Origin of the sequence: Thiocapsa imhoffii (genome assembly GCF_016583985.1) — a bacterium.
GTDB lineage: Bacteria > Pseudomonadota > Gammaproteobacteria > Chromatiales > Chromatiaceae > Thiocapsa > Thiocapsa imhoffii.
Window position 1 is genome coordinate 104,544 of sequence record NZ_NRSD01000002.1, and the last position, 19,845, is coordinate 124,388.

Annotated in this window: 10 protein-coding genes; 3 read left to right on the forward strand and 7 right to left on the reverse strand. The window is 63.1% G+C overall.

What is annotated here, in order from left to right; all coding sequences use genetic code 11:
• Positions 1–278: 278 nt before the first annotated feature.
• Positions 279–4,895: a DNA glycosylase AlkZ-like family protein gene (locus CKO25_RS02955; RefSeq protein ID WP_200386442.1), complete on the reverse strand. Its 4,617-nt coding sequence runs from the start codon at positions 4,893–4,895 to the stop codon at positions 279–281.
• 645 nt (positions 4,896–5,540) lie between these two features.
• On the opposite strand from CKO25_RS02955, the gene CKO25_RS02960 reads away from it, so the two are divergent.
• From CKO25_RS02960 to CKO25_RS02970, 3 genes are all read left to right on the forward strand, one after another.
• Positions 5,541–8,714, forward strand: coding sequence for an EAL domain-containing protein (locus CKO25_RS02960; protein ID WP_200386443.1), 3,174 nt, complete (start codon positions 5,541–5,543; stop codon positions 8,712–8,714).
• Between the two features lie 536 nt (positions 8,715–9,250).
• Entirely contained in the window at positions 9,251–10,753 is a 1,503-nt protein-coding gene (locus CKO25_RS02965) for a hypothetical protein (protein WP_200386444.1), read from the forward strand.
• Positions 10,754–10,904: 151 nt separating this feature from the next.
• Positions 10,905–12,905 carry a BCCT family transporter gene (locus CKO25_RS02970; RefSeq protein ID WP_200386445.1) on the forward strand — a complete coding sequence of 667 codons (2,001 nt, stop codon included), beginning with the start codon at positions 10,905–10,907 and terminating at the stop codon, positions 12,903–12,905.
• A 33-nt stretch (positions 12,906–12,938) separates the two neighbouring features.
• Here the strand turns inward: CKO25_RS02970 and CKO25_RS02975 are convergent, their stop codons facing one another.
• The 6 genes from CKO25_RS02975 to CKO25_RS03000 all read right to left on the reverse strand — a co-directional run bounded on the left by CKO25_RS02975 (position 12,939) and on the right by CKO25_RS03000 (position 19,833).
• Positions 12,939–14,474, reverse strand: a complete 1,536-nt coding sequence (locus CKO25_RS02975; RefSeq protein ID WP_200386446.1) for a mechanosensitive ion channel family protein — start codon at positions 14,472–14,474, stop codon at positions 12,939–12,941.
• 149 nt (positions 14,475–14,623) lie between these two features.
• Positions 14,624–15,451, reverse strand: coding sequence for a bifunctional DNA-formamidopyrimidine glycosylase/DNA-(apurinic or apyrimidinic site) lyase (mutM, locus tag CKO25_RS02980; RefSeq protein WP_200386447.1), 828 nt, complete (start codon positions 15,449–15,451; stop codon positions 14,624–14,626).
• Positions 15,451–16,779 (reverse strand): hypothetical protein, encoded by a 1,329-nt coding sequence (locus CKO25_RS02985; RefSeq protein WP_200386448.1) that lies wholly within the window; start codon positions 16,777–16,779, stop codon positions 15,451–15,453. Before CKO25_RS02985 ends, mutM begins: the two co-directional genes overlap by 1 nt.
• Positions 16,776–18,149 (reverse strand): Gldg family protein, encoded by a 1,374-nt coding sequence (locus CKO25_RS02990; protein WP_200386449.1) that lies wholly within the window; start codon positions 18,147–18,149, stop codon positions 16,776–16,778. Before CKO25_RS02990 ends, CKO25_RS02985 begins: the two co-directional genes overlap by 4 nt.
• Complete coding sequence (locus CKO25_RS02995) at positions 18,146–18,892, reverse strand: ABC transporter permease (RefSeq protein ID WP_200386450.1); 747 nt, start codon at positions 18,890–18,892, stop codon at positions 18,146–18,148. Before CKO25_RS02995 ends, CKO25_RS02990 begins: the two co-directional genes overlap by 4 nt.
• On the reverse strand, positions 18,889–19,833 hold the full coding sequence (locus CKO25_RS03000) for an ABC transporter ATP-binding protein (RefSeq protein WP_200386451.1): 945 nt from the start codon (positions 19,831–19,833) through the stop codon (positions 18,889–18,891). The genes CKO25_RS02995 and CKO25_RS03000 overlap by 4 nt, the downstream gene beginning before the upstream one ends.
• Positions 19,834–19,845 lie beyond the last annotated feature (12 nt).

Consider the following 19,845-nt stretch of genomic DNA (forward strand, 5'->3'; position numbering starts at 1 on the left):
GGGTTGGACTCAGGTGTTGGACTCGTTCTTGCGCCTGTCCATGAAGGCGTCGCGTCCGCGCGCTCGCGGGCGGTTGTCCCGGACCAGACTTGACCTGAAACGTCACAAAGTCGCGTCCGCGCGCTCGCGGGCGGTTGCCTCGTTGCTCTTGCGGGTGACGAGCGCGCCTTCGGCGCGATCCAGTCAGGCATCCATGCAAGTCAGGATGGTGAAAGATGGCCGGATCGTCAGGATCTGGAGGAAGCGCCGCAGGGTCAGGGTCAAGCGGGCATGGCAGTCTAACGGCCAATCCTACACTGTTGGGTGCGTGATGGAACGAGGGCCTTGCCGTCCGCCTCGAAACCGCCCCGGATCAAAGGCTCTCGCAGCGCGGACTCCAGTGCGGGTAGACCATCGATCTGCTCGATGGCGAACCGTTTGCGCCCGCTCGGCGGGAGCAGGAGGAGGGCGGCGATCGCGAGGGCGAGTTCGCCACCCGGCTCGGTCATGGATCCCGGAAACGAACTCAGTTGCCGTCTGCTGGCCGCGAGATAGAAGACAGGTTTCCCGGCGACGAGGAAGAGGGTGGCCCCGGCGAGACGCTTCGGTGGAACCCCCGCGCTGGTCGCTGGCCAGGGGAGGAGGGCGCCATAAGGGTTCGCGGGATCGATCGCGGCCAGGACGCGGACCGTCTCGGGGCTGAAGCCGTCGATCGGGATGTCCTCGAGGCGGGCGCCGCGCAGCCGTTCGATCGCGCCATTCAGGGCGAATTGGGCACCCGCGAGCCCCTCGACGAAATAGCCACGACGGACCTGCCCGCTCTCTTCCATCTGCTTGAACAGGCGATAGAGCAGGCTGAATCCTCCCATCGTCTCCTCGGCCTGAACCGCCTCGCGGCTGACAATCCCATAGCGTTCGAGAAGGATCCGGGCGCGGGCCAGCAACTGTTCGGTCTCGTTCGTCTGTTGGTGCAAACTGGCGACCAATGACCAGCGTCCACCGGCAAGCATGGGGCCGCGGCCGTGGCGCGCACGGGCGCCGCGCAGGGTTCTCAGGGGTGCGAAGGTGTCGTTGGTGATCACCCCGTCCCAGACGAGATCCCACAGGGCCGCCTCGAAGGCGTCGCGACCGAGCCGAAGTCCGGAGCGTTCGACGGCTTGGAGCAACTCCATCAGAAAGGATGCGCCATGGGAGGCCAGGTGTTCGTGCAGGATGGCGTGTACCTGGGTTGCCCCTTCACTGGCGTGCGCATGCGTGCCCTCGAGGCTGATCTGGGCTGCGGTGGTCGTGCCCGGGGACAGGTCTGGGTCGGGACTTGAAGCGGACCCGCGCGGGCGCGGCCGCGCGCGAGTCATGTTGGTCGCCGCGCAGAGTTCCGGACACCCGCGACGATAGATGGCGATGCGCCCATCCTTCGGCCCGGTGGCGCCACAACCGACCCAGACGATCTGCCCCGTCGCCGCGAGCAGATCCAGGTCCTCCGCGCGGAAGCCTGGCACCCGCGCCGGCAACAGTACCCGCTCGAGTTGTGACCAGGGGAGCGGCAGACCCTCCAGTTGGATCAGGGCCTCGAGCAGCCGGTCCGGACCCTTGAGATCCTCGCCGATGCCATGCCAGGCGGGCAGGAAACGGCCCAAGGTCGCGGCATCGACCGGCGCGACGGCATCGCGTGCCTGGGCCAAGGTGCGTCGTCGCAGCCGACGTAACACCTCCGGGTCGCACCATTCGGGCGTCTGACCCAAGGGACGTATCTCGCCCCGGATGAGTTCACCCCGACTCTCCAGGAGGTGCAGCACGGGCTCGAGCTGCATCACGCGCAGATCGTAGCGGTCGGCCACCGTCTTGGTGGTGAAGGGGCCGTGGGTGCGTGCATAGCGGTGGAGGAGCCGCTCCAATGGCGCCTCGCTCGCGAGCAGAAAGGCATCGGGCAGTCCGGGGGGTGGAACCAGTCCGAGTGCGTCGCGATAGAGGGCGGCATCCTCGGCCGCAATCCAGCGTTCACCCCCCGGGAATCGCATGGAAATGGCGCGCCGCTGTGCGACCAGTGTTGCGAGCCAGGGGGCGGGATCCGCACTGGTGCGCGCGGCGAGTTCCACCGCACTGAGATCGCCGAGTCGTCGCAGCAGATCATGCAGGGTGTCGGCATCCTGTGCTTGGCGCCCCGGCGAGAGGTGTTGGAGGTCTTGTTCAAGCGTCTCGAGCACGTTCTGGTCGATCAGTTCACGCAGTTCGGCCTGCCCAAGCAACTCGGCGAGTAGACCACGGTCGAGGGTCAGGGCCTGTACCCGCCGCTCCGCGATGGGGGCATCCTGTTCGTAGATGTAAGCAGCGACGTAGGCAAAGACGAGCGAGCGGGCGAAGGGTGAGGCCTGTGGAGTGTCGACCTCATGGACACGGATCGAGCGGTTGCGAATGCTGCCGCAGAGTTCTTGCAGACCCGCGAGATCGAAGACGTCACTGAGTGCGTGTCGATAGGTCTCAAGGACGATCGGAAAGCCCGGATACCGGCGCACCGCGGCGAGCAGGTTCTGGGCCTTGAGGCGCTGGGCCCAAAGGGGTTGGCGGCCCTTGGCTGAGCGCCGTGGCAGCAAGAGGGCGCGCGCGGCATTCTCGCGGAACAGGGATGCGAACAGGGCCGTATCGGCCAATTGCTCGGTCACCTGTTCCTCGAGATCCTCTGGCACGGGCAGCAGGTCATCGAGTTCCGGCAAGGCTTCACCATCGGCCAAACGCAGCACAATGCCATCGTCGGTGTACATGACCTGAATCTCGAAGCCCTGCCGACGCGTGAGACGCTCCTGTAGGGCCATCGCCCAGGGGGCATGGATGCGTGCGCCGAAGGGGGTGAGGATGCAGATGCGCCAATCGCCGAGTTCGTCACGGAAGCGTTCGACGACGATGGCGCGGTCATGTGGCACACACCCGGTGGCGGCGATCTGCTCCTGAATGTAGGCCGCCAGATTGGCCGCCGCGAACGGGTCGAGGGGCGTCTGCGCGCGGATCCAGTCGGCCGCGCGCGCGGCCGGTTGTGCCGCGACCTGGCGGCAGAAGGCACCGATCGCCCGTCCGAGTTCGACCGGACGGCCGGGTCCGTCACCGCGCCAGAAGGGGAGCTTGCCGGGCTCCCCTGGTGCCGGCGAGACCAGGACGCGGTCGCGCGTGATCGCCTCGACGCGCCAGGTCGAGGCGCCGAGCAAGACACAATCGCCGGCCTTCGTCTCGAATACCATCTCCTCGTCGAGTTCGCCGAGGCGCGGGCCATCGGCGCCGAGATGCACGGCGTAGTGGCCACGATCCGGGATGGTGCCGGCATTCAGACGGGTGATCATGGCCGTGCCTTTGCGTGCGCTCAGTGTATCGGTCGCGCGGTCCCAACTCAGCAGCGGTTTGAGGTCGGCAAAGTCGCTTGCGGGATAGCGGCCACAGAGCATTTCGAGCACGGCCTCGAAGGCCGCGCGCGAGAGCGCACGATAGGGTCCGGCGCGCGTGACCAACTGGTGCAGGTCGGCGACCCCACGGGACTGCTCGACACAGTGCGCGGCGATCTGCTGGGCCAGCACATCGAGGGCGTTGCGCGGCATCCGAAAAGGTTCGATCTCGCCGGTCAACATCCGTGTGGCGACGATTGCGCATTCGAGGAGGTCGCCACGAAATTTCGGAAAGATGCGCCCGGTACTCACCTCGCCGACCCCATGTCCAGCCCGCCCGACCCGCTGCAGCGCGCGGGAGACCGAACCGGGCGACTCCACGAGGATGACCTGATCAACACCGCCCATGTCGATGCCCATCTCCAGCGAACTGGTGGCGACGATGGCCTTGAGTTCGCCACGCTTGAGCGCCTCTTCGATCTCGCTGCGCTGCGTGGGGCTGACACTCCCATGGTGGGCTCGGACCAGTGCCGTGTCGGGTGCCGCCGTGGTTTGGGAGGAGGGATCGGCCACCGGCTCACCGGCGGGGACGTCCTGCGTTGCGGCGAGTTCGTTCAGCCGTTGACACAGACGTTCGCACAGGCCCCGACTGTTGACGAAGAGGATGGTCGAGCGATGCGCACGGATCTCACTGAGCAGGGCCGGATGGAGCGCCGACCACATCCCCTTGTCCGCGGGTGGTCGGGGCAGGGTGCGCTGATAGAGCTCACCCAGGATCGAACCGCCTTGCGCCCCGGCGTCAGTGGGCGGCTCGGGTGGCCGTTCCATATCGGGTACGGGGACCCGCACCTGAATGTCGAGCCGCGGTGGCGCGGCGGCATCCACGATTTCCACGGGGCGGACACCACCGAGATAGAGTGCCGCTTCGGACAGTGGGCGCACGGTCGCTGAGAGTCCGATGCGTTGTGGATCCTGCTCGCAGCGCGCGGTCAGGCGCTCGAGCGATAAGGCTAAGTGCGCGCCGCGTTTGGTCGCGGCGAGTGAGTGGATCTCATCGATGATGAGGGTCCGCACCCGCGCAAGATGGGTCGCGGCACGCGAGCCCAGCAGCAGATAGAGTGACTCGGGCGTGGTGACCAGGATATCAGGAGGGTCTTGCAACTGGCGCTGGCGCTCCCTGGCCGGGGTATCGCCCGTGCGGATGGCAACGCTGGGGATCCGTACCGCAAGCCCGAGGCGATCGGCCGCGCGCGCGATGCCGGCAAGCGGCGCGCGCAGATTGCGTTCGATATCATAGACCAGCGCCTTGAGCGGCGAGACATAGAGCACCTGAATCCCGCGTGGGGCAGCGGAATCGTCTGGCGTGCCCTGCATCAGGCGGTCGATCGACCCAAGAAAAGCCGCCAGGGTCTTGCCGCTGCCAGTCGGTGCCGTCATCAGGACGTGCTGCCCCGTGGCGATCACCGCCCAACCCTGGGTCTGCACCGCGGTCGGTGCGTCGAATTGTTGACTGAACCAGGCCTCGGTGGCGGGGCTGAAGGGGGTCATGACGGGCTCCAGGGTCTCCAGTCCAGTGTGAGGGGCACGTCCGTGCCGCGCGACGCGCTATCCTTAAGAGTGCGTGCGAGCGGTGGCCCAAGCGAGTGAATCGACGCGCAAGCGCACGATCAGGATGATGTCATCTTGTGCGCGCAGGTTGCACCCTGGATGACCCGCGGCGCGTTCGCGGGCGGTGCACGTTAGCCGGACCCGCGGTCGGGTTGCGTCGGGGATCGTGCAGGGTCGCGCGTTCGCGTGGGCGTTGCGTTTGGGTGAGGATCTGCGCAGAATCCGAGTATAAGAGGTAGCGCTGGGTGGAGCGGGGGCGAGCCGCCAACCGGCCATCCTGATGATGATTCCGATGTTCTGATAGCAAACCGATCCAAGCAGTGACCGCAGATCCCCGTCAGCGAGCCAGCGACGCCTCAACGGCGGTCCAGATCGCTTGCGTCAGACCCGTGATGCCGCCGCGGGTGTGGTTGGGACATTCACCGCACGCCATTCCAGGCTCGCCTCGCCAGCGTGCGCAGGCGGACACGTGACGCAGGGACGCAAGCCCATGAGGCGACACCGAGTCAAGGATGAGCACCGTCCGGTCACCGTGCGTCCGCCACGCCGCGCGTTGCGCTGCTCTTCGCAGAGGATGGATTGAAGATGGCGTTGACCGCGTTGCCGCTCGGCTGGCGTCTGGGCTCGATCTTACTCCTCGCCCAAGCACTGCTGCTGGGATGGGTCGTCTACGACTCCCAGCACCTCACCCAGGATGCCTTGGATAGGGTGCGCGAGACGCGCCTGGTGGAACTCACCGAACGAGCCGGTCCTGTTCTGGCACCCCTGATCGCGACGTCCGATGTCGACCGGTTGCGGGAGACGCTGGCGCATTGGGGGCGCATGCCTGGCATCGGCTATCTGGTCGTGGTCGACCCAAGTGGACAACCGCTCGCCGCGCATGGTGCCGCTCCGCTGGGGTTGGACCCGACCGCATTGGCGACGGGCACGGTCACGCCCGTGCCGCATCGAGCTGCCACCGAGACCCAGATTGCGCTCCAATTCGCTGGACAGACCCACGGGATGCTCCATGTGGGACACACCGAGGACGTCATCGCCCAGATCGGGCAACAGTTGCGCGAGCGGAGTCTGTTGCATGGGGTGATCGCTTTCTGCGGCCTCCTGTTCGTGATCATCCTCCTGACCCTGGGCCTCAGCCGTCGTCTGCGGCGGGTGGAGCGCGCGGCGCTGGCGGTGGCGGCGGGGGATCTTCAACAGCGTCTCGATGATCCCGCTGCGGATGAGATCGGACGGGTCGCCCAAGCCTTCAATGAGATGGCCACGGCCCTGCGTCAACGCGAGTCGGCGCTGCGCGAGACCCAATCGGAATTGGAGCGGGTTTCGGCTTACAAGTATCGCAACCTCCTGAATGCCACTTCGGACGCGGTCATGCTGTTCGATCCCCAACGCGGTCTTTACGACTGCAATCCCGCGGCCGTGCGCCTGTTCGATTGCTCCCGTGCGCAACTGATCGGATTCCAGCCGGCTGAATTGATTGCGTCACCCTGGCCACCCGACGTCCTGCCGGATGGGACGATGGTCATGCCTAGCAGCGAGAATCGCCGCTTTGAATGCCTGCTAAGGGGGCCGGATGGACGCGAAGTGGTACCGGCCGAGGTGCTCTTGACCCAGGTGGCGCTCGGGCACACGAGCCTATTGCAGATGGTTGCCCGTGATATCGGTGCGCGCAAGGCGGCTGAGCAGGCGCTCAAGCACTCGGAGGAGAAATACCGTTTTCTGCTCGAGTACAGCTACGACATCGTCTATCTCTTCAACTTGGATGGCGTCTTTACCTTCGCCTCGCCGAGTTGGTCGCGTCTCATGGGCTACTCGATCGAAGCAACCCTGGGAACCCATTATCGAGAGTATGTCCACCCGGATGACCTCGCGATCTGTGTGCGAGCCTTCAAGGAGGTCATCGAACAGGGCGTGCAACGCTGTGACATCCGCTATCGGGTTCGCCACGCCGATGGCACTTGGCGATGGCACGATTCCAGCGCCATGCCGTATCGTGATGAACAGGGCGAGGTGATTGGTTTTCAAGGCATCGCGCGCGATGTGACCGAGCAACAGGCGCAAGACGAACAACAGCGCGTCGCCGCGATCGCCTTTGAGGCTCAGGAAGGCATGGTCGTGACGGATGTCGAGGGGGTGATTCTGCGGGTCAACCGAGCCTTTACACTGATCACTGGTTATTCCGCCGAGGAGGCGATCGGTCAGACTCCGCGCTTGCTTAAATCCTCACAGCATGATCAGGCCTTCTACACAGAAATGTGGTCGCAAATCCTCGACACCGGAAGTTGGCAAGGTGAGGTGTGGAATCGGCGTAAGGATGGTGAGATCTATCCACAATGGCTGACGGTTTCCGCGGTTCTGAATGCCGCCGGCAGCGTCACGCACTATGTTGGAACGTTGACCGACATCACCGGGCGCAAGTCGGCCGAGGAGGAGATCAGGGCGCTCGCTTTCTATGATTCGCTGACGCGTCTGCCGAACCGTCGCCTCTTGTTGGATCGATTACAGCAGGGACTGACGCACTGCAAAGAGCAGGACTGTCTGGGTGCCGTCTTCTACATCGACCTGGATGATTTCAAGACCTTCAACGATACCCTGGGACACGATCAAGGTGATCGACTCTTGCAGTTGGTCGGGCAACGATTAGCCCAGTGCATTTCAGACACCGAGACCTTGGCCCGCCTTGGCGGCGACGAATTCGTAGTGATGGTCTCGAACGTGGGAGCCGATCCGGTGGAGGCGTTGCGGCAGGCCGAGCATCTTGGCAAGGCCTTACTCGACGTCATGCGGGCGCCCTTCGAGCTCGATGGCGCGAGCCATTACAGCACCTTTAGCGTGGGGGCCACACTGTTCGACGGCCAATCGATCCGTCCTGAAGACCTGATGAAACAGGCCGACATGGCGATGTATCGTGCCAAGGCCGCGGGCCGCAACACCTTGCGGTTCTTCAACCCTGCCATGCAGTTGGAGGTGCAGGCGCGCGCGGATCTGGAGATGCGTCTGCGAGAGGCACTGCGCCATGAACGCCTGCTCTTGCATTACCAGATTCAGGTCGACCGCCACGGCGAGGTCGTCGGCGCCGAATGTCTGCTGCGCTGGAATGATCCGGGACAGGGGTTGATTCCACCGGATCGCTTCATCCCGCTTGCCGAGGAGAGTGGCTTGATCCTGCCAATTGGTCACTGGGTGCTCGAAACCGCTTGCGCGCGCCTCGCCGACTGGGCGCGGCAACCCGAAACGCGCGACCTCACGCTTGCCGTGAACATCAGCGCGCGTCAGTTTCGTCAGCACCACTTCGTCGCACAGGTCGAACGCGCATTGCTCGATTCAGGCGCCGATCCGACGAAGCTCAAGCTCGAGATCACGGAGAGTCTGTTGCTCGATGATGTCGAGGAAACGATCACCAAGATGGTCGCCTTGAAAGCGCGCGGAGTGGGTTTTGCGCTCGATGATTTCGGCACCGGCTACTCGTCTTTGTCCTACCTGAAACGCCTCCCGTTCGACGTGCTCAAGATCGACCGGTCCTTCGTCTTCGATATCCTGACCGATACCAATGCGGCCGCGATCGCGCGCACCATCATCGCGCTTGGTCATACCCTGGATCTCGATGTCATCGCCGAAGGGGTCGAAACCGAGGCGCAACGCGACTGGCTGGCGGATCAGGGCTGCCTGGTCTACCAGGGGTATCTCTTCGCGCGTCCCGAACCGATCGAGCGTCTCGCCCCATTGCTGCGCGAGCGATTCGACTGCAACGCGGTCTACTAGGTCAACATCTCAGCGATACCGCGTGCTGAAGGGAACTCACGGCAGGGTTTCCGTGACGCTCCGTGGAGCTCGACAGGTTGCCCAACCTTGCATAGTCCACCTATTTTCGGATAAGTTCCCTATTCGGCCTTGGGCAATGGCCTGTGCACGTGAGATGGGATTCATCTGCTGACGTGTTGCCAGGCTGTCCAATCGCCATCGTCCCGATGCCCGCCGGATACTCAGGTTTCACCCTGCCGGTCGATCGGGACACGCGGTGCGTCTCACCGCAAATCAACATGTGAGCCGATCCAATACGGCTCATTCATCGCGGCTCGGTGCCGACGAATCCTCTCGCTAGTCGTCTTCGGCGTTCGTGGCGAGGTGGCTGTATCGCTTCAATCCGCGCGCAGCCGTGTCCAACCGGGTCGTTTCGCGCAACCTCCGGGCTGACCGTTTGCCGCGGCATCGGTTCGTCGGATTGGGGCGATTGCGTCCGTCTGGTCTGGCTTGGTCTCGACTGGACGTGCCCGTGATGGCCCGGTTGGAGATTTGCTATGGCAGGCACCATGCCGTTCCGCCCGCGATTGGGCCATTCGTTCTCCAGGATGCTTGGCGTTCTGCTCGTCCCCATGCTGTCGGCACCCCCATCGATCGTGCTTGGGGAAGCGTCTGATGTGGAAGAACTCGAGCAACGCGTCGCCAACCTGGCGAGTCAATTGGCTGCGGCGCAACGTTCTCTTGAGGCGGCGCGGGCTGGGCGCATCGAGGATCGGGTGGCTGATGATGCGGTGGTGTCGCGAGAGATGGTCGCGCCCGGGGTCGTCGCCGAAACAGATCAAGCCCTCGATGAGTCGGCACCTGAGAGCACTGTATTCAAGATCGGTCCAGTGACGATCGGCGGGGCGATGCGCGTCAATTACGTACTCGGCAGTTACAAAATCCCCGAGATCAATCCAGGCCCCAACCGGGGTGGTCGTGGTGGCAACATTGAGTTGGACACCTTCCGGATCAATCTCGCGCTCGACTATGACAACCTCATCGGTCGTCTCGAATATCGTTGGTATACCGCTGGGTCGGGTAAGAGTTACAACTTTCTCCATACCGGCTGGCTTGGATATCGGTTTGCCGACGACAGCGAAATCCAGCTGGGTGTCAATCGCGTTCCATTCGGACCAGGTCCCTATGGTGTGTCCCAGAGCTGGTTCTTTGATCAGCACTATTACGTTGGGCTGTCTGATGACATGGATCTTGGCATCAAGTACAGCACCACGATCGATCGCTGGTTGTTGGATGTAGCTTATTATCCAATGAGCGAGGGGAGCTATTTCGGACGGAGTCTGAATAGTACACGCTATAGCTACGATGCGGTGCGCTGGCGTGAGACGGTCGATGCCGATGGCAACGTGTCCTTCGGTGTCGAGAACAACGGCTATGACGAGCGCCATCAGTTCAATGTCCGTGCCATCTATCAGTTCGACGACACCGCGGTACCGACCGATCTCGGAGTCTCACTGCAATACGGACGGCTGAAGGGGCAGCGAGCCAATAACGGAAGCCATTGGGCTGCATCGGTGCATATGGTCAATCGCATCGATCAGTTCACCCTCGCTTCGCAGTTGACACGTTACGAATACGATATCGACAGTGATAACCCTTGGGGGACTGCAGCGCTGATCCCGATGGGGGCCTATGACTTTGCCTGGCCAGTCGCGAGCAAGGCATGGATTCCGGCCATCTCCATCAGTTATCTCAAGGAAACCCCCCAAATCCCCTGGCTTGACTCGGTTCTCCCCTATCTCGAATACAGCAGTATCGTTAAGGACGAGTCATCCTTCAACGACAGCCAGTTGTGGGTCGCGGGCGCGGCATGGGCGAGTGGCGGTTGGTATATCTACAGTGACTTCGCCTACTCGAACGGGAATTATTTCGTCGGGAACAGGGCCGCGGGAGGTGGCATGGATGACTATTCCCGCATTGATGGGGTCGGTGATTTTGGTGTCAACGGCAACGACAAGTGGAATTATCGCTTCAATCTCAATCTCGGATATTACTTCTGACGATCCCCGGTGTTTCGGTCAAGCCAGACGCGTGGTGTCGTGACCACGCTTATGGACCGAGTCCGAGCGCCTGCGAGTCACCGGTGGATCGGTGGCGACATCACCAACGCGTCGAAATCAGACGGATCATTCGCTAGTGCGGAGTGTCGACATGAGTGAGAACAAGAGTCCCGAGAGTCCCGATGAGCCACGGCCCTCCTGGATCCAGTGGAATCCTCCCGTCTTTATCATTTCAGCGGTCCTGGCCTTGGTCTTTGTGCTGTTTTCAGCCTTGGCCACCGAGATCGCCGAGCCCTTGTTCGGGTCGATCCAAAACTGGGTGATCGATTCCGCGGGCTGGTTCTATGTCATCTCGGTTGCGGGCTTCCTAGTCTTCGTCGTGGCCTTGGCATTCTCGGGATTGGGTCGGATCAAGCTCGGACCCGAGCACAGTCAACCCGATTACAGCTATGGCTCATGGTTTGCCATGCTGTTCTCGGCGGGCATGGGGATCGGACTCATGTTCTTCGGCGTGGCCGAACCCGTCATGCACTTCGTTTCACCGCCCGTGGGCGACCCGGAGGTCGCCGGGGCGGCACGTCAGGCGATGCGCATCACCTTCTTCCACTGGGGCGTGCATGCCTGGGCCATCTATGCCGTGGTGGCCCTATCATTGGCCTATTTCGCCTTTCGTCACAATTTGCCTTTGACGATTCGCTCTTCGCTCTACCCCCTCATCGGTGATCGCATCCATGGGCCGATCGGCCATGCCGTGGACATTTTCGCCGTGTTGGGAACACTCTTCGGCGTGGCGACCTCGCTCGGGTTCGGTGTGATCCAAATCAACGCCGGCATCAATTATCTGTTCGATGTTCCGGTGTCCATCGGGGTGCAGGTTGCCCTGATCACTGGGATCACGGCGATTGCGACACTCTCCGTCGGTCTGGGGCTGGATAATGGCATTCGGCGGATCTCAGAGTTGAATATGATCCTAGCCGTGGTTTTGTTGGTTTTCGTTCTCGTTGCCGGTCCAACGGTTTTTCTGCTGCAAACACTGGTCCAAAACACCGGCATGTATCTCTCGAACCTGTTCGAGATGACATTCAATCTCTATGCCTATGAACCAACCGATTGGATTGGCGGCTGGACCCTGTTCTATTGGGGATGGTGGATCGCGTGGGCACCCTTTGTGGGGATGTTCATCGCGCGTGTCTCCCGGGGGCGAAGTATTCGTGAGTTCGTATTCGGGGTGCTCTTTGTCCCGGTTGGTTTCACCTTTATGTGGATGACATTCTTCGGAAATACCGCCATCCATATGATTCTGATTCAGGGGATCACCGAGCTTGCCGATGCGGTTGCCGCGGATACCGCCGTTGCACTTTTCCAGTTCTTCGAGTATCTGCCCTTTTCGAGTCTGATGGCTCTGATCGCAACCCTCCTGGTGATCACCTTCTTTGTCACCTCATCGGATTCCGGTTCCTTGGTGGTCGATATTCTGACCTCCGGTGGACAGGATGAGTCACCGCTCTGGCAGCGCGTGTTCTGGGCGGTCCTCGAGGGTGTGATTGCGGCGGCCTTACTGATTGCGGGAGGGTTAGCCGCGCTGCAGACCGTCACGATTGCGAGCGCCCTGCCGTTCACAGTGGTTATGATTCTGATGTGCTGGGGCCTTTTGCGTGCGTTACGGCTCGATGGGATCAAACACATGAGTCTGCAGTCGGCCCGGGTCCTGACGCTCGGGTCCAGCGGGCTGGTCAACTGGCGCCGTCGGTTACGGACCATTATTCATCAGCCGACGAAGACGGAAACCCTGCGTTTCATTCAGGAAACGGTCAAGTCCGCGCTCGTTGAGGTGGTGGATGAATTGCACAAGATGACATTGGACGCCGCGTTCGGCGAGGGTGAGGATGGACGGGTCTGGGTGGAGATCCGACACGGTGATGAAATCGATTTCTTCTATTCAGTGCGACCGCGTCCTTATGAAGCACCAAGCTTCATTCTGCGTGACACGCGCGCGAGTCGCGCCCGAGAGCTGCAATACTTCCGCGCCGAGGTCCATCTGCGCGAAGGCGGCCAGGACTATGATCTGATGGGCTGGAGTACCCAGGACATCATTACCGATGTCCTCGATCAGTACGAACGTCACATGCACTTTTTGCAAACCGTGCGTTGAGTGGATGTCGGCGGCGTTGGCCGGGATCAGTCCTCAACGTACCGATCCTTGGCGCCCGAGCAAGCGTTCGATACGCTGACGGATATCACGCAGGCTCAACCGACCGACGGGTTGCCGGCTCGCGGCGCGGGCGGCATCCGCGGCATCGATGCGCTCCTTGACGATACGCGCCAAACGCTCGGCGAGATCCGGGCGTTTGGCCAAGAGCGCGCGTAAACAGTCGCGATCGATCCGAATCAAGGTCACGTCGCTTTTGGCACGCAGCTCGAGGAATGAGGGCTCATTGGTCAGCATGGAGGTGATGCCGAGATGATTCCCTGGACCCAGGATCTCGGTCACCTTACGGCTGCGGTCGGGCAGGGTGATCGCCGCTTCGACCAGTCCACCCGTGATCACATAGAAGGCATCACTGGGGCTCCCCTCGGCGAGGATGACGTGTCCACTGTCGACGTGCGAATAGACACTTTGTGAGGCGATCTGCTCCAACTCATCCTGGGTCAAGAGGCCGGCAAGATCGAGGCTCTTGAGTGCGAGCAGGATGGTTGGGGGTTCGGCCTGAACGGTGCTCGCGCGTCTGGTTCGCCACTCGTGGACCTCCGGAGCAAGGCTGATGCCTGCGCGACTCAGCCCCCAATGGATCTCGCGAAAGAGTTCCTCGCGGCCGCGGAACACCCCGGGATAATTCTTCAAATGCACCCACACCATGTACTTATAGGGTTGGGTCGTCGCATCGGCGAGGCGCACGATGGGATTGGGAAATTTGAGGATGTTCTCGCATCGCAGAGCGGCCTCGAGGATTAAGGCGGTGGCGAAGCGCGGATCGACTTCCGCTGGGATCTGCACGAAATACCAGGGCGCAAACAGATGTTGATCGTCGTGGAGATTCTTCAACGGCTCGCCGGCCATCTTGGAGTTGGGAATGACATGGGTGGCATTGTCCCAGCCTCGTAGGCGCGTCGCGCGCCAGTTGAGATCAATGACCTGTCCAACCGTCCCGTCGCGCAGTTCGATCCAGTCGCCCATCTTGAAGGGACGCTCAATCCCCAAGGCGATGCCTGAAAAGAGATCTCCCAATGTGCGTTGCAGTGCGAGTCCGACCACGGCCGCGGCCACGCCGGTTGAGAGCCAGATGCCGGTGAAGGAATAGCCCCTTTGCCACAGAAAAATGGCCAGGCCGATCAACATCAGCGTGCCATAGATCAAACCGAGAGCGAGCTTTGGAACCCGGTCGGGCAGTGCCGTGTCCGCTTTGCGGACGATCAACACCTCGATTAAGCGGGCGATCAGCCAGCTCGCGAGCAGATAGGTGAGGACCAGGATCCCGATCTGCAGACGTGCGTTCGCCTCGGCGAGACCGAGCCGAGCCAACAGGATCCTGAGCAGGATACCGACGATCAGGACCAACGCGGGGAGCAGGATCAGGTCAACGATGGCTAAGGTGATCGGAAAACGGGCCATCAGCCAGCGGCCCTGCAGTATCCCCTTGCCTCCGCGCCAGAGCATGAGCAACAGCGATAGGAGCAGACCGATGTGCCAGTGCTCGGCGATGAAGAGTTCAACGGCATTCATTGAAGATCATCCTACCGCCAGTCACTGCGATGGCTCAAATGGTCGGAAATCGTCCCAAGTCGCCCGCGGCGCGTCCTGGTGGGTGCCACCCAGGGTGGTTCACGCGTCGCTGCGGAGCATGCGGTTCGTCACAACGCCATGGCATCGCTTCAGTGCTGGCAGCGGGGACAATAGACGCTCGAACGTTGCCCGATGCGCTGCTGGCGCAGCGGCGTTGCGCACACGCCGCAGGGTTCGCCGGCGCGTCCATAGACCCGCAGCGACCGCGCAAAATAGCCGGGGTGCCCGTCTTCGCGGACGAAGTCACGCAGTGTGGTCCCGCCCTGGATAATCGAGGCCTCGAGCACCGTGCGAATGGTGTCGGCAAGCCGGCGATAGCGTTCCCGGCTGATCCGATGACAGGCGCGGTTGGGGTGAATGCCGGCGAGAAAGAGTGATTCGCTGGCGTAGATGTTGCCGACCCCGACGACGACGCGAGGGTCCATGATGAAGTTTTTCACCGCGATGCGCCGTTGCTGTGCGCTGCGATGGAGGTGTTCACCGTCGAACCCAGGACTCAAGGGTTCGAGGCCGAGTCCACGCAGTAGGGGGTGACGCTGCAGCGCGCACTCAGGCGTGTCATCGGTCCAGAGAAAGAGACCGAAACGCCGTGGATCATGAAAGCGCAGACACCGCTGGTCGGCGAGCACCAGATCGAGGTGATCGTGTTTGCGCACGGGGGTGTCCGCGGTGACGATCCGCAGGCTGCCGGACATGCCCAGATGGATCAGCAGGCTGCCTCGGTCGAGCTCGATCAAGAGATATTTGCTGCGTCTGCTCAGGGTCCGGATGGTGCATCCGGCGACCCGCTCGGGGGTTTCGGGTGCAATGGGCTGGCGCAGGCGCGGTTCACGGACGATCAGCCGCTCGATTCGCTTGGCTTCGAGATGGGGGCGGATTCCGCGCAAGGTCGTCTCGACCTCTGGGAGTTCAGGCATCAGCGGTGGTCCGGGTCGATGGCAAAGGGGTCTTCGCCGAAACCTTGAGGCGCGATGGGCGCCGTGTTCTCCCGATCGGTTGGGGCGGGAGCGAAGGGGTCTGATTCAACTTCCATCCCAGCGGGCCATGACTCGATGGGGTCGAATACGCGCTGATCACTGGCGAAGGGATCGTCTTGCGAGCCAGGAAAACGCGGCGTTGGGTGGGCCTGCTCAGGGGGCTCGAGCGCGGGCGCGAACGGGTCTTGACCGAAGCCGGGCGGTGGGTCGTGATCCGCCTCCCAGCCGAACGCGTCAGGCCGAACGATCGGCTCGGGCGTTGGCTCGTGGGGGCGCAGGTGGACGGCCGGCGCTGGTCCGAGCGGAAGATCTCCGGAGAGCGGCGCCTCAGGGTCCATCAGGCCCGTGGCCGCATCAACCGGGTCCGATGGCTCCAGTGACCAGGCATCCCAGTCGTGCGTCTCGGCGTCCATCGTGGTGGGTGCGACGCCGGGCCAACGCTGGTCGCTCTGTTCCTGGCCAGCGATTCCGGTGGGGTCCGATGGCCGTGGCAAGGGGGTTGGGGCGCGCGCCCCTGGATCGGTGACCAGCTCGATGGCCTCGGTGAGCACATAGGTCAGTCGCAGATCGGGCCGACTCCAGCGACGCCCGTCGGGTGAAACCAGATACTCGATCTGACTGCCATCCAGCGCGCTGAGTGTCAGGCGCGATCCCGCGCTGGTGTCCAGCATGGGTTCGACCCGTTCGGCCGTCAGCATCTGGATGCGTTCGAGGGTCTCGAGGTTCAGGGCCACGTCGTCGTGGGTGGCGTGGGCGATCACCGGGTGGCGGGGCGCGACCGTGCGGGCCACGAAGTCGATGGGTGGCGCGATCAGGCGATGTTGGAACTGGTCCTCGATGAGATGCACCAAGTCGTCGTTGCGTAGGTAACGCCATTGCGCGATCGGATCGAGGCCGCCGAAGGCAACCTCGGTTGTGTCGAGTCGGAGTCGCAGGTTGGCCGGGTCGAGGCCAAGTTCGCTCAACACGACCGCGTCCGCCGGCAGGCTGCGCAGCAGGTGGGCCTCGCGGATCGCAAGCAGGGCTTGCACCCGCTCGGTGTCCGCATCCAGATCCCAGGGCGCACGCAGGCGCCAACCCACGTCCTGGCGCTCGAGCCGAATCGTTGGTTCACCCGCTCGGGTAATTTCGACCAAGAGTGGCGGTCCGCTCGCGGTGTCGATCAAGGTCGGCGGTCGCCGCGGGCGTTCGAGTTCTTGATGAATCGTCCACCCGAGCATGGCCACAACCCCAAGGAGCAGGACATTGAGCAACCAGCGTCCGCTCATTTGGCGCTCCAGCGCAGCCAGCGGATGCCCAGGCCGATGAGCATCAAGGCCCCCGGCATGATCACCAGTGACCCCAGTCCGATCCACAGGCGTTGGCGTTCGCTCAACACCAGGGCGGTGGGCCGGTCTGGGTGTGCGGGCAAGGCCGTGAGATCGCCTGGTTCGCTGAGCCAGGCGAGCAGGGCGAGGGCGAGGGCGAGGTTGCCATAGGCGCCGATCTGGGCATTGCTCGCGAAATCGCCGTCACCCACGATCAGCAACCGTTGTTCGCGACTCGCCGCGGGAACGGGGCGGCTGAAGGCAAGCACGACCGGAAGCGGACCGGCGCGTTCGCCGATCACTTCATCGCGTTCGATCAGGCCATCGAGTCGACCGGTCTCGTTCCAACTGCGCTCACCGGTTGTGAGATAGGTCTCGAGTGTCCAACCCGGCGTGGCACTGGTCTCGAAGGCAAGGCTACCCGGTAGGAGCGCCGGGATGTCCAAGCCCACAGTGAGTGGGTGTTCGGGATACTGAGCGATCACGGCGACCGCGGGCGTGGCCACGCCGAGGCCGGCGGCCGCGGCATCGACGACCGTACCAGGCAGGGGGGTCAGGCCGAGGTGCGTGCTCAGGGGCTCCAGACCGTTGAGCGGGCCGGGATCGAGCAGCCATAGCAGATTGCCGCCGTCTTCAATGAAGCCGATGAGTTGCTCGACGACGCCGGGGAAGAGGGCGATGCGCGGCATGGAAAGAATGAGGATGCGGGTCTCGGGCGGAATCCCCTCGGCGAGGGTGAGGTCGAGCGGGCGGGTAAGAATGCCGCGCTCGTTCAGTTCCTGACCGAGGCGTCCGAGATCATAGCCGCTCACCCCCTGAATAGCGCGCTCACCGTGTCCCTCGATCACGCCGACCCAGGACGCGCGTGGGTTGGCGAGTCTGGCGATCGCGGCGCTGAGCGTACGCTCGCTCAGTTGTTCAAGGCGTTCGCGGCGCCCGCGATAGTCGAGCAGGACCTGTCCCACCAAGGTCACGCCGGCGTCGCGCGTGCGCTCCGGAAACTGCTGCGGATCGACCCACTCGACCCGGAGATCACCCAGGACCTGCCGATAGCGCTCCAGCAGTTGCGCGATGCCTCGAGCCAAGGGCGTCGTCGGCTCCGTGAAGACCGTCACATGTAGCGGATCCGCGAGTTGCTCGAGGATCGCTAGGCTCTCTGGCCCGAGGCTATTCACATGCTGGCTGCTCCAGTCCCAATAGCGGTCGTGGCGCGCCGTGAGCCAGCCGGCCGCGATTAGGATTGCGCAGAGCAACAAGGCGAATAGGGCATCGGCGAGCGGTCGATTGAGCCGGCCGAGAATGGCGAAGAGGGTGTGTTGGACGCGGTTCACTGCAGGAATCGATTGGCCAGCCGCCGGTGGGCGAGGGCGAGAAAGAGTCCAGTCAGACCCATGAGATAGACCAAGTCGCTTGCGCGCACCGCCCCGAACAGAAACCACAGAAGGTGCTCGTTCCAGGAGAGCCAGCCGAAGAGCGACAGACCGGTCTGTGTCGGGTCATGGAGGGCATCGACCCGACCGATCACGGACAAGGTCAGGAGGAGCGCGAAGGCGAGCAGGACGGCCGCGCCAGGCTGGGTTGTTAGGCTCGAGGCATAGAGCCCGATCGCGCCGAACAGGAGCGCGACCAACCAGAGGCCAAAGGTCGCCGCGGCGATCTGGCCGAGATCCAACTCAGCGCCACCGAGGAGCAACGCAAGATTGAATAAGGGCAGCAGGGCCAATGGTGTGAGCAGGACAGCAAGGGCCAGGAATTTCCCCATCAGGATCGAACCCACGCCGATTGGCGCGGCCGCGGTCAGGGCAAAACTGCCGTCGCGAAATTCCCCACTGAGCATCCGCATGGCCAAGAGCGGTGCGGCCAGCATCTGCACGATGGCCGCGAAGCCGAAGAGGTTGAGCGTCAGTTCAAGGCTGAGGCTCGCGCTGCGTTCCTCCACACCCAGTCCAGTGAACTGATCGACGACATTCAGAAAGATCCAGGACAGCACCACCTGGCCGCCCGTGAAGAGAATCCAGGGCAGTGGCGTCACAAGCGCGCCATGGATGTCCCGTCTAGCGATCACGCCGATCATCGCGCGCTCCCCATCCCGCCCGCACCGATGAGATCGAAGAAGACCCGTTCGAGGTCATGCGGTTCCGGGGTCAGTTCACGCAGTTCGAGGCCGGCGGTAAGGGCCTGCCGGGCCAGATCGGTTGAGGTTGCCGGTGGTGTGAGCAGGAGGCGATAGCGGTCCTCGCCGAGTGCGACCGCGGCCTCGACGCAGTAGAGTCGCTCCAATGTGTGGATCTGATCAAGAGCCTGCCGCGTCATGATTGGCGCGAGCCGCACCCGCCACACCTGGGTCGGGCGGGTGCGTTCGAAGCGATCCTGGAACAGCATGCGGCCACGGTGCAGGACCAGCACCCGATCGCAGATCGCTTGCACCTCGGAGAGAATGTGGCTGGAGAGGATGATGCCACTGGTGCGCGCAAGGTCGCGAATCAGGGTGCGCACTTCACGAATCTGCACCGGATCCAGACCATCTGTCGGCTCGTCCAGAATGAGTATCCTGGGTTCGTGCAGAATGGCCTGGGCGAGACCGAGACGCTGGCGATATCCCTTCGACAGCTTGGCGATCAGCGTGCGCCCAACGGTCTCGAGCCCACACAAGCCCTTGGCGCGCGTCAGCGCCGCGGCCCGCGCACGGGTCGGGATGCGGCGCAATCGTGCGCAGTGGTGCAGGTATTCGTCCACCTTCAATTCATCGAAGAGGGGCGGACGCTCAGGGAGATAGCCGAGGTGGCGCTTGGCCGCGACCGGGCGGCGAGCCAGATCGATGCCAAGGATCTCGATGCGTCCCGCGCTTGGTGCGAGGGTGCCGCTCAAGAGGCGCAGGCAGGTGGTCTTGCCCGCCCCGTTCGGACCCAAAAGTCCAAGCACCTCTCCTTGGCGCAGCTCCAGCGCGAGCCCCTGGAGGGCCTGATAATGACCAAAGCGGCGGCTGAGAGAGGTGACGCGGGCGAGTGTGTCCATGAGTGCGGAACG

Excerpts from the sequence above, each read along its gene's own strand:
- CKO25_RS02955 (WP_200386442.1), bottom strand. The coding sequence starts at position 4,895 with ATGACCCCCTTCAGCCCCGCCACCGAGGCCTGGTTCAGTCAACAATTC.
- CKO25_RS02960 (WP_200386443.1), top strand. The coding sequence starts at position 5,541 with ATGGCGTTGACCGCGTTGCCGCTCGGCTGGCGTCTGGGCTCGATCTTA.
- CKO25_RS02965 (WP_200386444.1), top strand. The coding sequence starts at position 9,251 with ATGGCAGGCACCATGCCGTTCCGCCCGCGATTGGGCCATTCGTTCTCC.
- CKO25_RS02970 (WP_200386445.1), top strand. The coding sequence starts at position 10,905 with ATGAGTGAGAACAAGAGTCCCGAGAGTCCCGATGAGCCACGGCCCTCC.
- CKO25_RS02975 (WP_200386446.1), bottom strand. The coding sequence starts at position 14,474 with ATGAATGCCGTTGAACTCTTCATCGCCGAGCACTGGCACATCGGTCTG.
- mutM (WP_200386447.1), bottom strand. The coding sequence starts at position 15,451 with ATGCCTGAACTCCCAGAGGTCGAGACGACCTTGCGCGGAATCCGCCCC.
- CKO25_RS02985 (WP_200386448.1), bottom strand. The coding sequence starts at position 16,779 with ATGAGCGGACGCTGGTTGCTCAATGTCCTGCTCCTTGGGGTTGTGGCC.
- CKO25_RS02995 (WP_200386450.1), bottom strand. The coding sequence starts at position 18,892 with ATGATCGGCGTGATCGCTAGACGGGACATCCATGGCGCGCTTGTGACG.
- CKO25_RS03000 (WP_200386451.1), bottom strand. The coding sequence starts at position 19,833 with ATGGACACACTCGCCCGCGTCACCTCTCTCAGCCGCCGCTTTGGTCAT.